A 12,507-nucleotide genomic window follows, 5' to 3' on the forward strand; every position below is an offset into this window, starting at 1 on the left:
AATTAAAAAGGTACTTTAATTTTCTCTGCATCTGTTAATTCCCCCGCCATTTTCCTAGCTTTATCCAAAAGAGTGATGAGAGAACGATATTCATCCTTTAATTGATTAAATTCTTTTTTCATATCAGTAAATGCTCTCACAGCCTCTTCCTTATCAGCTTTTTGCAACATAATCTCATTATTCAGTCGATTGTTCTCTTGCTTATATTTTTCGATCGCAGCAAGTTCATTCTCGAGCTTTTGAAAAAAATGAATGGCATCTGAAAGAATAACCGAGTCATTCATACTTGTTTTTTCTTCTTTAAAATCTTGTTGAACGTATTCTACGGTCTCTACATTTTTTTCTTTTTTATTTTCATTCCTTTGCTTTTTTGCTAGCTCTATTCCTTCTTTATATTTTTTTCGAATATTAGAATTCCATCGAAAACCGCATGCTGCAGCTGTTCTTTTCAATTTTCTTCCTGCTTCCTCAAAAGCCTGAAGTTGTGTGCTTCCTTCTCTTATATAGGCAAGCACCAATTCCGCAAGCACTAAATCCTCATCAGAAGTCCAAGCATCCTGCCGTGCAGCTGTCATTGTATCACCCCTATTTTTTTCTAAGTATATGCAGATATAAGGGTAGATAGAATCCGGCTCTAGTAAATTAATAGTAAAAGCGTGAAGAGTTTAAACTCTTCACGCTTTTTTAGGTGTTTATTTAGCTACTTCTTTTCCTTTATACGTTCCACACTCTTTGCAAACACGGTGTGCAAGTTTCATTTCTCCACAGTTCGGGCAAGCTACCATTCCTGGGACCTGTAATTTAAAATGAGTGCGGCGTTTTCTTTTAACAGTTTTGGATGTTCTTCTAGCTGGTACGGCCATTCTTCCCACCTCCTTAAAAGATTGAAATATTATTTACTCTTTTTTATCTTTCAATAATGCTGCGAGACCAGCAAGACGGGGATCTACCTTTGGTCTTTGCTGTTCAAGTTTAAACTGATCTTCCGTCATGACTTCCCAATCTTGCCCTGATTGAAGTTTTTCCTTATTTTTCGCATCTTCACAGAATACCTGCATCGGAATTTCTAATAATATCAGTTCTTCAATAACGGGAATTAAGTCTACAACACCTTCATCTGGCCCATGAATGTCCTCTTCTTCTCCAGGAGAATATTCAAATCCAAGCGGTTTTAATATAAATGTTTCCGTTGAGTGAATATCGATTGGATATGTAACATCTACAAGCGTACGGGAACATGGTAATATTAAATGTCCTGTCAAATGAAGCTGAAACACAACCTTCTGTGAATCAACATGTGCTGTACCTGTTACATGTATAGGCGATGCATCCCTAATTTCTGCATCCCTATGTTTGAGATCCTTTGAAACATCGACTTTTTTGTCTATTTCTAGTTCAACATCACGTAAATTTTGTAGTTGTAAAACTGTCCATCTCATCTTGATCACCTCTAGGCAACAAAAGTAATTATAGCTTTCACTTATATGTTTGTCAATAAATTACGTAAATGTGGTAAATAAATTATCACTTCTTTACGTAATTTTATCTTCTTTATATTATACGTATTTTCTATTCTAATACTTCGAGAACTTTTCGGGCGGGTATCTATACTTGAACAATTCGTCTGCATACACTGTAAGAGTAATCAAACATGGGGGTGAAAATTTGAAGAGTTCAAGACAAATCCCTATCGTATTTCCTAATCCAGTAGGATATCCGGTATATCCAACCTACGGTTATCCTGGTTACCCTATTAATGTTGGGTTTAATCCTGGATATCACTCTGGCTATTATGGTCATCACGGATATCATGGCCACCACGGGCACCATTGGAATCATGGCCATCATCACGGACATCATCATGGGCATCATCATGGGCATCGTGAATAATCACATTGAAACGGGGGCAATGCCCCTATTTCTTATTCCAGGCAGCTATTTTCAATTTATATATTTTCAAGTATGATGTGAATGAATCAACTACAAGTTCTTTGTAGCAATTGGAGGATTAACAAATGAATAGTGTAGGAATAGTAGCTGAATATAATCCATTCCACAACGGTCATGAATTCCAAGTGCAATCGGCTAAAAAACTTTCTCAATCTGACATTGCGATTGCTGTAATGAGCGGGAACTTTCTCCAAAGGGGAGAACCTGCTTTAGTTAATAAATGGGCGCGTACTAAAATGGCTTTGCAAGCGGGCGTAGATATTGTGATAGAGTTGCCGTATGCTTATGCAGTTCAGAACGCGGAAATATTTGCATATGGTTCCGTATTATTATTAAATGCGATTGGTTGCAAAAACATTTGCTTCGGCAGTGAATCCGGCGATATAGAGCAATTTGATGAAACAGTCCAATTTATCAACCGTAACAAAGAGGAGTACGAGAGTAATATACGGAACAATATTAAAAAGGGAATAAGCTATCCTTCCGCTTTATCAGCTGCTTATAAAGAGCTAAAACCTGGCGGAGAGACTATCGATCTGACTCAACCGAATAATATCCTTGGATTTCATTATATGGCTGCAGGAAAAAAAATAAATTCACGTATGTTATTCCATACTGTCCGAAGAAAAAATGCCGAACACCATGATGAATTCTTAAGTGGCAGCTCCATAGCAAGCGCAACTTCTATTCGAAAATCAATTCATTTACATAAGGACCTACAAAAAATCAAGGAATATGTTCCAGAAGGGACTTATATCGAACTCCTTAATTATATTACTCAATATGGTTGTTTTCACTCTTGGGAACTTTACTGGCCATTTTTACAATATAAACTTCTCTCTATGGAAAAGGAAGAGTTAAAAGATATTTATGATGTCAGTGAGGGGCTAGAAAATCGCCTCATTAAGGCAGCAAAGTCAGCAAATAGCTTTGAATCATTTATGAAATCAGTCAAAACAAAAAGGTATACATGGACAAGATTGCAAAGAACTTGTGTACATATTCTTACCAATACTAAAAAACAAATGATCCATTCTTTAAATAGGACTCCCCAATATATAAGATTACTTGGGATGAATGAACAAGGCAGAACGTATATAAGCGCCATAAAAAAAGAGCTGCAAGCGCCGCTCATTTCAAAGATATCTGGATTTCAAAATGATATGTTCCTACTTGATTTAAAGACAACGAATATTTATGCACTTGCCTTGCCTGAACCTGAACGATCCAAGCTGCTTCAATTAGAATTTGCCCAACCACCAATTTTATTTGGAAAAAAGTGAAATTTACTCCTTAAATTGAAATTCCTGGATCAATTTTTTGATTTCAGGAATTTTTTTAAGTGTTTCCACTTCCCCAATATTGATAATCTCATCAATATTTTTAAAAGCGCGGGCACTGAAAAGCTCTACAGGTGGATGGATCATAATATCGGATTCAAATTCCCTTGCTGTTCCAATTTCCATTTGCAAAATATCCAGACTTTGCATAATCACATCATAAACAGTTGAAATTTCTGCTTCTGCGTTTACTCCCGCAACATCGGAACTTATAACGAGGTCGGCTCCCATTTTTTTCACGGATGAAACCGGTACTCTGTCAGCGACTCCTCCATCAACTAAAAGCCTCCCATTTAGCTTTTCGGGAATAAAAATACCAGGAATGGCAATGCTCGCCCTTACGATTGAGGCAATATGGCCTTTTTTGAATTCAATTTTTTCACCTGTTTTTAAATCAGTAGCTACGACGCAAACCGGTATTTGTAAATCTTCGAGATTTTTACCGTGCATGAATAAGTCAATAAGGTTTTTAACCCTATTGCCTGCAATAAAACCCATCTTAGGAACTGTAAAATCCAGATAATATTTTCTCTTAAATGCTGTAGAGAGTTTAATAATTTGATCTAAATCATGGCCAAATGCATAAAAACAGCCAACAAGGGCCCCCATGCTGCTTCCCGCAATCATATGGATGGGTATGGAATGGTCTTTGAGCGCTTTTAATACCCCTAAATGTGCGAAACCTCTTGCTCCACCTGAACCTAAAGCTAGCCCAATTTTCGGTGCTTTCACACATATCTCCCCCCACCACATTTTATGGTCTAAAAGACTATTCTATGAGTATATTGATTATGTGGATGTTGGACAGGGGGTCGAATCATTGAATTTATCAAAAATCAATACCATCTTACTCGCATTAGGAGTTACAATAATGGCATTTTCCATGATTCTTTTCCCCGAGGAATCCTTTAAAGCTTCTATACGTGGATTAGATATGTGGTGGGAAATTGTCTTTCCTTCCCTATTTCCTTTTTTCGTCATTTCGGAGTTGTTGATAGGATTTGGAGTCGTAAAGTTTATGGGGGTGCTTTTGGAACCTTTAATGAGGCCATTGTTTAGAGTGCCCGGTGTCGGTGGGTTTGCATGGGCGATGGGAATGGCTACCGGCTTTCCAGCCGGAGCGAAGCTAAGTACAAGACTAAGGCAGGAAAGACAACTAACAAAGGTGGAGGCGGAACGATTAGTTTCCTTTACAAATTCATCTAGCCCCCTGTTTATTTTTGCAGCAGTTTCTGTCGGTTTTTTTAAAGAACCACGGCTAGGCATTTTATTAGCAATTGCTCATTATTTAGGAAACTTTTTAGTAGGGCTTTGTATGAGGTTTTATGGAAAAAAAGAGCCAAGGAAATATATGCAAAAACGATCTTTATGGATGATATTCCAACAAGCACTTTCCGCCCTTCATAGAACAAGGCTAAAAAACAAAAAACCGATCGGTAAATTATTAGGGGATGCTGTTATCTCTTCCATCAATACTTTGCTCATGATCGGCGGTTTTATCATCTTGTTTTCTGTCATAAATAAACTGCTATATCAATTAAATATTACACTCCTTCTTGCCAATGTTATTGAATATGTTTTAATGATATTCGATTTGCCTAAACAGTTGGGTGTTCCAATTGTAGCAGGAATTTTTGAACTTACGTTAGGAAGTCAAATGACGAGTCAAATAAGTGCAGCTACGTTGATGCAGCAAGTAATGATTACAAGTTTTATTTTAGGCTTTAGCGGTTTTAGTGTTCAAGCTCAGGTTGCAAGCATAATAGCTGAAACAGATATAAAATTTAAACCTTTTTTTATGGCCAGAATTCTTCACGGCTTTCTTGCTGCCGGGATCACTTATGTTTTTTGGAAACCATTTGCCGAAAAATTCCATATTGTATCAGGAAATACTGCTATCCCAGTTGTCTTGCAAGAGCATGACTTATGGTGGGAAAATACATTGCATCTATTTGTTAAAGTGGGTCCTATCGTTACCATTATATCGTTATTGGCCTATATATATTTTTATATAAGAAAAATGGATTCTACAAAATAATATGTAGAATCCATCCATTCCTTTTATGTAAATTTTCTTAATAACGCTAGCTCTACTTCTTTCGGAACAAGTTCCGATATATTTCCGTGGTACTTTGCAACTTCTTTAACAATACTCGAACTTAAAAAAGAATATTGGTTATTCGTCATGATAAAAAAAGTCTCAATCTTTTCGTTTAAAACTCTATTCATAGATGTTATTTGCATTTCATATTCAAAATCTGATACTGCTCTTAATCCCCTTATAATTGCTTTTGCATTCACACTTTCAGCATAATCTACAAGCAGTCCCCCAAAAGAATCAACCTTCACATTATGCATATCTTTTGTCACTTCTTTAAGTAAGTTCATTCTTTCCTCTACGCTGAATAAAGGATTTTTAGATGAATTATTTAATACAACGATATATACTTCATCAAATACATTCGCACCTCGACGGATAATATCCATATGTCCTAATGTCACTGGATCAAAACTGCCTGGGCATACCGCTATATTAGCCATACTTAGAACCCCATTTCACTCTCTTTAAGATGATAAATCGTTAAACCGATACTTCCATATTCACCTCTTTTTGCGTTTTCCAGATTACCAATTTTTTGAGGAAGTATGATATCCGTACTATGTTCGCAAATAACCGTCCCTTGTGATGCAATGAGTTTATTACTTTCAATGAAATTTAGCAATTCCTCTAACTTTTGCTTCCGGTATGGGGGGTCTAGAAATATATAATCAAACTGTAAATCCCTTTTTAACAATGCTTTTAGTGCTCTATCAGCAGTATTCCGAAATACTTCAGATTTTTCTTCCATATTACAAAGGGCAATGTTTTGGTGGATTGTTTGGATTGCATTTGAATCTCTGTCTACAAAGATTACGTGATCTAGCCCCCTGCTCAACGCTTCAATTCCTAATCCTCCACTCCCAGCAAATAAATCCAGCCCTAATCCTTCTGAAAAGTATGGCCCAATTACATTAAACAATGTTTCCTTTACCTTATCAGTAGTAGGCCTAGTTCCATTTCCGCTAACAGATTTTAAAGGCCTGCCTTTACAAGTTCCTGAAATTACTCTCATATCGTCACCAAATTGTAATAGATTTTTCCTATACATCCTATCATAGTTCAAATTGGCATAACAAATAAAATGAATGTTGCTTAATTGTGTGAGTGTATAAAAATTACTTTTAAGGCGATAATGACGATAACAGCATCAAGTGATGTTGTTGCCAACCGCGGAGAAGACTTACGTTCCCCTTAAGTTCTTCCTCCGGTTTCTCCTCTCCCTTTGCCTTCTATCCGTTTTTTTCGGAAATAGAAGGGCCCTGCATGGAGATGCAGGGTTTTTTTATGTATTCTTCAATTGATTTCAATCTTATTTTCTTTTTCAGATACTTGTACGTTTAATAGTGTATTTAGTAAATTCATTTGAATAAATGGCTGCTTCTCTATACTTACAACGGGTGCATGTGTCATGCCGTATCTTTGTTGATTTAGTTCAAAAATTCGTTTATCAATATAAAATCGATATTTAATCGCACCTTTTTCTGCTTTTAATATTTCATTATCAGAAATGTTTACATCATATTGCAGCGCTTTTAATAGTGGAACAACCTCTATCAGCGCATGTCCATTTTCAATTATGATTTTCACATTTTCTATCTTACTTTCCTTAACAATAAGATCCCGTGAATCAAAAAACACTAAAGCAGCCAATTTTTTATCATTAGAAGCATTGTCCGTGAAAAATGAAGTCCTATAGCCAGTAACCTCTTCCAGCCATTTATCAAGCTGTTTATGACTAATTTTTGGACGAGATGTTAATATTTTATCCCTCCACTGTACGAGCTGCTCTTTTGATAACTTTTCATTCATTTCCTTATACAATGTCCTCGATTTTGAATCACCAATAGGCTTATTCAGGATAAAGGATGAAATGAGAGCGGTTATCCATTTCTCGTTACCTGGAAAGTCATATGCAGATTGAATATATGCTAATGCATATTTTTCTATTATTTCTTGTGGCTGTCTTTTTGTGCTTAATATTAAAAAGCTGTCCGTTTCAATTTCTTCATGTAAATCAGTTAGCAGCAGATGAAGCTTTTTACCGTTAACTGGTAATTGTTTTTTATTTATATATAAATCGTTGTGTAATTTTTTATTAGAATAGATAGCGAGTTTCTTATCAAGTTCGGTTAAATGAAGTTGCTCCTGTTGCCAATATAGAACAGGTTCACTTGCTTTATCCTCCATTACATAGTAGTCTACTAAGTCCATTTTTCTTACATTTGTAGTTTCAGAGGTACTTATCCAATTACCATTTCGCCATGCGTAATCACTCAATTGCACTTTAGTTTTATCAATGACAATATCTTGAACTTGCACACTATAATTTTGTAAAAGTAAACTTTTAACGTTGTGAACAATAGGCAATTCATAAGTAAAGGTAACTGTTTCATGCTTTAGCATTACTTGATTTGAACTTTGTATAGTGCACTCTTGCTCCTTATTACTAATACACTTTATATCTATAGCTTCTTTTGGAACCTTAATCTTATATAGTTTCACTTCAAGTCCCTTTATAGATTGTTCAATTTGAAGTCTGTCCTTCGAGGTTTTTAGTTTAATCGTTTGTTGAATATTTTTTATTTTTTCATCTGTTTGTGAAGAATATCCTTCCCATTGATAAAAAAGCAATGCTCCAACAAGACAGATTAAAATGATAAAAAAAGAAATGATTCTTTTCAATGAAATAACTCCTACTATGTACCTTATTGAAAAAAGGCTGCCTAAAAAGCTGTAGGCAGCCTTTACATTTTTCTATTGTCCAGCTCCAGCGCTTCCGCTTTTCTTATATACCAATTCGATAATCGTATTCTTTTGCTTTATCTGGCTTGGCATTTTCAAACTCTGTTTTTAAAAAAGGTTTGTATGAAAGTTCTACTTTTTTAACGAATGGCATTGCTGCCAGCTTTTCAGATAAAGAAACAGCCTCATCTTGTGCACAGTAAATGACTACATATTTCATTCGTTTGGAAATATAGTGAACATTTCCAAATCTTCTAAGTGCTTTTGCGTTTTTTAAACTAAATAGCCAAACAATCAATCCTTGTCTTCCATTAAGCATAATTTTTCCCCTTTATTCATTCCTTCATTATGCCGAACATCCGCAGGCTCCGCCACTTCCACAACCTCCGCTGCATGAAGAACCCGAATCGAAAAACGGATTGCCTGTCGGCACCTTAATATTTTTAGATACCGATCTACCAATAATAAGGCTTATTTCATCTAATAAAGTCTGTAGCTCCGTTTCTGCCCTTCTGAAATTCGCTACATTTTCATCGAGATCCATATCTCTTTTTCTCTCGCGTGTTTTAATCATAATTTCTTTATAATCAGGATGATAACGACCAAATCTTTGTACATCCTCATATAGTTCTTTCATCTTGTTAAATTCAGTAATTTTCCTATTTGTTTCTTTGTCGTTCTTTAATTTATGATAAAAAAACCTGTACTTGTCAGCAATTTCTGAAGCAATTACAAGCTCACTAATCCATTCAGCTTTTTCAATTATTTTGACACTTTCGATTGTAGCAAGCATAAGCCCACCTCCAATCGTTATTTTATCATGTTTTTAATATTGGTGCGACAATATTATTTGATTGTAACCAAAAATTGGTGATTAATTCCAAACGATTCGTTATTTTGTTTTACAACGTCAATTTTTAACCGATGTGTTCCAGGTTCTAAATTTTTTACTATAAAGGCAGCAGTATTAAATTCACCATATCTTTGCCCATCTACATATAACAATACCTTACCTTGGTTCTTACCGCTTACAAAAGATACACCAGAAATAATACATTCGATTTTTACGTTCTGCCCTTCTACAACATGTCGAATATCCATTATTTGCGGACGGTTACTATGATCCGAGGCTTCTGCAATCAGTGATTCAGGTTCGGGCAATTTATGCCTGCATCCAGTTAAGAGAACAAAAAGAAATAAGCAAACCATTATTTTTTTCAACAAAATCACTCCTCTTTTCTAGTTTCCACTAAAGAAAGAGGTTCATACGAAAAAAATTTAGTTCGCGTTTAAAGATTGTAGCATACTCATCATCATAGAAGCCATTTGAAGCCCATTCGATACCTTTTCAACTTGATGTGGAATGGTTTTCTTAAAATAATGTAAGGATGCAATTTCAAACTGTTCTAACGTTTCAGGCTCCCGAGTAAGTTTTCGATACCAATAAGGCTGTTCGCGAATGAATTGTTTCAACTCATTTTTTGAATATATATATTGTAATATCTCTTGTCTCAAATCATTTAAACCTCCTTAAAATTTTATATTTTATAACCTCAGTCTTTTTTAAAGGAAAATGGATTTAAATTAGTGGGTTGTTGATTTGTTGGAGGCGGATTGCTTCCTTGGAATTGAGTAAGCACTCCTTGAATTGCACCTATAGCTTGACTTAGTTGATTTATATGATGCTGCACTTGATTTGCATCCATATTTTTAATAATTCCTGTTATTTGATTCATCCATTTTTTTTCCGGTTCTTGTTTTGTAACAACTTGTTCTGGTTCTGTAATATTATTTTTAAATTTTGACCATTTCGGGTCATCCGCTCCAAGTAAATACCAATCTTCATATAATTCTTGCCAAGTATATTCTTCTCTCCTAACTAACTGCAATAGTTTTGGATGCTCTTTAACGAAAGCCTTAAATTGTTCTACGGACGGATGTAGACTTGTACTCTTCATAGCTTTGTCACCTCATCTATTCATTTATCCTTATATGCAGAATATGGGTGTACGGTGCTAATTGTGATAGCTTATCATAAGAAAAAGACCTAGAAAGGTCTTATTATTCAGTAGTTTGTATAAAGTTTTGTGTATAAAATTTTTGATAAACACCGACACCTAATCTAGAAAAGTTCCCATCTAAAAGTGCCCTTCGATGACCTTCAGAATTTAACCATCCTTCTACCGCCGCTGGACCATCTATATATTCGGAGGCTATATTTTCTCCGGCAGATTGAAATTCAATATTACCTGCCTCTAACCTTTCATCGAGTGTTCCGAACGTAGGGGAATCATGTGAAAAATAGTCATTTTCATACATATCTTTACTGTGTCCAAATGCTACTTGCCCTACTTGTTCATCCCATTTCAGCTCATCTATACCAAAACGGCTCCTAATAACGTTCGTAATGTCAAAGATTTGAAATTCATTTCCCTTTTCGATTTCTCTCCAATCAGCTTCATCAATTTCCGAAGGCATAATCAAATCACCACGGTATGCAACTTCATATGGTCGCTGAGTAATTAATGTTTTTTTATCGAAAAAACGAATGCTCGAAAGAGTACCCGTATATTTATCAATTGATAATTGCGCAAATATATCTCCTAATTGAACTAAAGGGCGAATATTCAAATCTTCTTCAGAAAGTTCAAATCGATACGTACTCTTATCTTCGGATACCATAATTTCTGTTTCCAGCAAGGTAGTGCGGTAAATATCTTCAATTGTCTCTCCAATCAAGTAAGGAGCCACATTTAACTGATTACCTAAAGCATATATAGTAACAACAGAGCCTTTATTAACCCCAGCCTGCATATACGTCCCGGTAAAATTTTTATATATCCACCATTCATATCCATAAGCAGAGGGATCTTTTCTTTGTGGTTCGCCGTAATCCTCAATGAAATCCTTTACCGACTTTCCAATGTATACGGAAAGTCCTTCTTTTGGACGATTCGTATCATCCATTATTTCATCATTTATAAATTGATCAATCTTCGGAGGAGTAGCATTATTATAATCTTTCAGAGGCTCGTTCGTTCCCGAGTCAGAATAAAAATAAATCATTATAAAAAATATAATTGCAGAAATAACCATTGCACGAAATAATGTTCGCAGTACTATTCCTCCTTTCTCAACCTTTTTGTTCTATAATGGCGATTCTGAATAATTTAACCACTTTTCATCATTATAACATTTAATCTTTTGTGTACCACAATCAAGATTTAAAAAAACCCTGATTATTCAGGGTTTTAAATGTCAATGGTATGCTTGGGGTTCATCGGGTTCGGATATTTCCGATAAAGCAATTTTAGCTTGGTTATCTGTTAAATCCCTTACTGCGAAATCTGCTAGCGCTACGATACCGACTAATCTTCCATCTTCAACTACAGGTAACCTCCGAATTTGTTCTTTAGCCATAATACTTGCTGCTTCTTGTGTAGTTGTATCTGGAGTAACTGTTACAAGATGACTGCTCATTACCTCTTCTACCTTTGATGAAGGAGGATTTTTTTCCGCGATACATCTAAGGACAATATCTCTATCAGTTATAACACCTACAAGTTTATCATTATTGACGATCGGTATAACACCAACATCATCATCTTTCATTTTTACAGCGACTTCATATACATTGTCATTTAATGTACATGTTTGAACTTCCGTCGTCATAATATCACGAATTTGTGTCATTTAAAAAATCCTCCGATCCATTTATTATTAAATACGGGGCGCTTGCACCATTTGTATATTCACCAAATGCAGGATAGTCTATACATTTTCTTTATATTTGATGGTGAAAATACACTTATTGAACGTGTTAAACAATAACTTCATTTCGTTGCAACATAGTGATTTTTCGACTATTATTATACGTGAGGAATTTTATGCAAATCAGTGAATAGTGTCGTTCATCGACCTATAATAAAGTGGGAGGTAGAACTAAGTGAAATTTGAAAATACCGGTATTGAAACATTGACGCTCGATTTAACTCGCTTGGATGAAGTGATGGAACATAACGGAATGATCCGAGCAGGTCAATGGGATTATGAGCGTGTTACATATGATTACAAATTCCAAATAAAAGAAGGAATTTACTATTTGCGAATACAAGGTTTTGCGGTAGAAGGAGATGTAGGGTCTTATGACGCTTATATCAAATTAATGACGCCAATTCTTGGTAAACATTATTATCCTCACGGGGTTGAATATGGAGAGGATGAATATTTCCCTGAGCATTTAGTGAAACAATGCAATAAAATGATAGCTAAAATTTATGAAGAGGCAAAAGTATTTGCTGAATAACATAAACTAAAGGCGCGGACATAAAGTTCGTGTCTTTTTATTTAGGCAATTATCTCCAGGACACCGAA

Annotated in this window: 18 protein-coding genes; 4 read left to right on the forward strand and 14 right to left on the reverse strand. The window is 35.3% G+C overall.

Annotated features, from left to right (window positions below):
* Positions 1–2: 2 nt before the first annotated feature.
* The 3 genes from NQ185_RS20125 to NQ185_RS04055 form a co-directional block, all read right to left on the reverse strand.
* Positions 3–575, reverse strand: coding sequence for an RsfA family transcriptional regulator (locus NQ185_RS20125; RefSeq protein ID WP_307000028.1), 573 nt, complete (start codon positions 573–575; stop codon positions 3–5).
* A 117-nt stretch (positions 576–692) separates the two neighbouring features.
* Entirely contained in the window at positions 693–863 is a 171-nt protein-coding gene (gene rpmF, locus NQ185_RS04050) for a 50S ribosomal protein L32 (protein ID WP_062105173.1), read from the reverse strand.
* A 33-nt stretch (positions 864–896) separates the two neighbouring features.
* Positions 897–1,439, reverse strand: coding sequence for a YceD family protein (locus NQ185_RS04055; protein ID WP_257580269.1), 543 nt, complete (start codon positions 1,437–1,439; stop codon positions 897–899).
* Positions 1,440–1,665: 226 nt separating this feature from the next.
* Between NQ185_RS04055 and NQ185_RS04060 the strand changes: the two genes are divergently transcribed.
* On the forward strand, positions 1,666–1,890 hold the full coding sequence (locus tag NQ185_RS04060; RefSeq protein WP_257580270.1) for a hypothetical protein: 225 nt from the start codon (positions 1,666–1,668) through the stop codon (positions 1,888–1,890).
* Positions 1,891–2,015: 125 nt separating this feature from the next.
* The gene (locus tag NQ185_RS04065; protein WP_257580271.1) at positions 2,016–3,233 is read left to right on the forward strand and encodes a nucleotidyltransferase; all 1,218 of its coding nucleotides are present in this window, start codon (positions 2,016–2,018) and stop codon (positions 3,231–3,233) included.
* A 3-nt stretch (positions 3,234–3,236) separates the two neighbouring features.
* Here the strand turns inward: NQ185_RS04065 and NQ185_RS04070 are convergent, their stop codons facing one another.
* Positions 3,237–4,022: a patatin-like phospholipase family protein gene (locus tag NQ185_RS04070; protein ID WP_257580272.1), complete on the reverse strand. Its 786-nt coding sequence runs from the start codon at positions 4,020–4,022 to the stop codon at positions 3,237–3,239.
* An 88-nt stretch (positions 4,023–4,110) separates the two neighbouring features.
* On the opposite strand from NQ185_RS04070, the gene spoVV reads away from it, so the two are divergent.
* On the forward strand, positions 4,111–5,328 hold the full coding sequence (gene spoVV / locus NQ185_RS04075) for a dipicolinic acid transporter SpoVV (RefSeq protein ID WP_257580273.1): 1,218 nt from the start codon (positions 4,111–4,113) through the stop codon (positions 5,326–5,328).
* 23 nt (positions 5,329–5,351) lie between these two features.
* Here spoVV and coaD read toward each other — a convergent pair whose 3' ends face one another.
* The 10 genes from coaD to NQ185_RS04125 all read right to left on the reverse strand — a co-directional run bounded on the left by coaD (position 5,352) and on the right by NQ185_RS04125 (position 11,826).
* A complete protein-coding gene (gene coaD / locus NQ185_RS04080; protein WP_257580274.1) occupies positions 5,352–5,831 on the reverse strand; it encodes a pantetheine-phosphate adenylyltransferase in 480 nt (159 codons plus the stop codon).
* A 2-nt stretch (positions 5,832–5,833) separates the two neighbouring features.
* A complete protein-coding gene (rsmD, locus tag NQ185_RS04085; protein WP_257580275.1) occupies positions 5,834–6,439 on the reverse strand; it encodes a 16S rRNA (guanine(966)-N(2))-methyltransferase RsmD in 606 nt (201 codons plus the stop codon).
* A 245-nt stretch (positions 6,440–6,684) separates the two neighbouring features.
* On the reverse strand, positions 6,685–8,073 hold the full coding sequence (locus NQ185_RS04090) for a stalk domain-containing protein (RefSeq protein ID WP_257580276.1): 1,389 nt from the start codon (positions 8,071–8,073) through the stop codon (positions 6,685–6,687).
* A 103-nt stretch (positions 8,074–8,176) separates the two neighbouring features.
* The gene (locus tag NQ185_RS04095; protein WP_257580277.1) at positions 8,177–8,452 is read right to left on the reverse strand and encodes a YlbG family protein; all 276 of its coding nucleotides are present in this window, start codon (positions 8,450–8,452) and stop codon (positions 8,177–8,179) included.
* Between the two features lie 27 nt (positions 8,453–8,479).
* A complete protein-coding gene (locus NQ185_RS04100; RefSeq protein WP_257580278.1) occupies positions 8,480–8,926 on the reverse strand; it encodes a YlbF/YmcA family competence regulator in 447 nt (148 codons plus the stop codon).
* Positions 8,927–8,979: 53 nt separating this feature from the next.
* Positions 8,980–9,354 (reverse strand): DUF2846 domain-containing protein, encoded by a 375-nt coding sequence (locus tag NQ185_RS04105; protein ID WP_257580279.1) that lies wholly within the window; start codon positions 9,352–9,354, stop codon positions 8,980–8,982.
* 57 nt (positions 9,355–9,411) lie between these two features.
* Positions 9,412–9,648, reverse strand: coding sequence for a YlbE-like family protein (locus NQ185_RS04110; protein WP_257580280.1), 237 nt, complete (start codon positions 9,646–9,648; stop codon positions 9,412–9,414).
* Between the two features lie 38 nt (positions 9,649–9,686).
* Positions 9,687–10,091 (reverse strand): YlbD family protein, encoded by a 405-nt coding sequence (locus NQ185_RS04115; protein ID WP_257580281.1) that lies wholly within the window; start codon positions 10,089–10,091, stop codon positions 9,687–9,689.
* Between the two features lie 103 nt (positions 10,092–10,194).
* Positions 10,195–11,100, reverse strand: a complete 906-nt coding sequence (locus tag NQ185_RS04120) for a CAP domain-containing protein (RefSeq protein ID WP_307000038.1) — start codon at positions 11,098–11,100, stop codon at positions 10,195–10,197.
* A 291-nt stretch (positions 11,101–11,391) separates the two neighbouring features.
* Positions 11,392–11,826 carry a CBS domain-containing protein gene (locus NQ185_RS04125; protein WP_257580282.1) on the reverse strand — a complete coding sequence of 145 codons (435 nt, stop codon included), beginning with the start codon at positions 11,824–11,826 and terminating at the stop codon, positions 11,392–11,394.
* A 253-nt stretch (positions 11,827–12,079) separates the two neighbouring features.
* On the opposite strand from NQ185_RS04125, the gene NQ185_RS04130 reads away from it, so the two are divergent.
* On the forward strand, positions 12,080–12,439 hold the full coding sequence (locus tag NQ185_RS04130) for a YugN family protein (RefSeq protein ID WP_257580284.1): 360 nt from the start codon (positions 12,080–12,082) through the stop codon (positions 12,437–12,439).
* Positions 12,440–12,507: the final 68 nt, after the last annotated feature.

This window comes from Lederbergia panacisoli, assembly GCF_024626525.1.
Lineage (GTDB): Bacteria > Bacillota > Bacilli > Bacillales > Bacillaceae_C > Lederbergia > Lederbergia panacisoli.

Coding starts and splice junctions, on each gene's coding strand:
- rsmD (WP_257580275.1), bottom strand. CDS start 6,439: ATGTATAGGAAAAATCTATTACAATTTGGTGACGATATGAGAGTAATT.
- NQ185_RS04100 (WP_257580278.1), bottom strand. CDS start 8,926: ATGCTTGCTACAATCGAAAGTGTCAAAATAATTGAAAAAGCTGAATGG.
- NQ185_RS04055 (WP_257580269.1), bottom strand. CDS start 1,439: ATGAGATGGACAGTTTTACAACTACAAAATTTACGTGATGTTGAACTA.
- NQ185_RS04125 (WP_257580282.1), bottom strand. CDS start 11,826: ATGACACAAATTCGTGATATTATGACGACGGAAGTTCAAACATGTACA.
- coaD (WP_257580274.1), bottom strand. CDS start 5,831: ATGGCTAATATAGCGGTATGCCCAGGCAGTTTTGATCCAGTGACATTA.
- NQ185_RS04065 (WP_257580271.1), top strand. CDS start 2,016: ATGAATAGTGTAGGAATAGTAGCTGAATATAATCCATTCCACAACGGT.
- NQ185_RS04095 (WP_257580277.1), bottom strand. CDS start 8,452: ATGCTTAATGGAAGACAAGGATTGATTGTTTGGCTATTTAGTTTAAAA.
- rpmF (WP_062105173.1), bottom strand. CDS start 863: ATGGCCGTACCAGCTAGAAGAACATCCAAAACTGTTAAAAGAAAACGC.
- NQ185_RS04115 (WP_257580281.1), bottom strand. CDS start 10,091: ATGAAGAGTACAAGTCTACATCCGTCCGTAGAACAATTTAAGGCTTTC.
- NQ185_RS20125 (WP_307000028.1), bottom strand. CDS start 575: ATGACAGCTGCACGGCAGGATGCTTGGACTTCTGATGAGGATTTAGTG.
- NQ185_RS04120 (WP_307000038.1), bottom strand. CDS start 11,100: ATGGATGATACGAATCGTCCAAAAGAAGGACTTTCCGTATACATTGGA.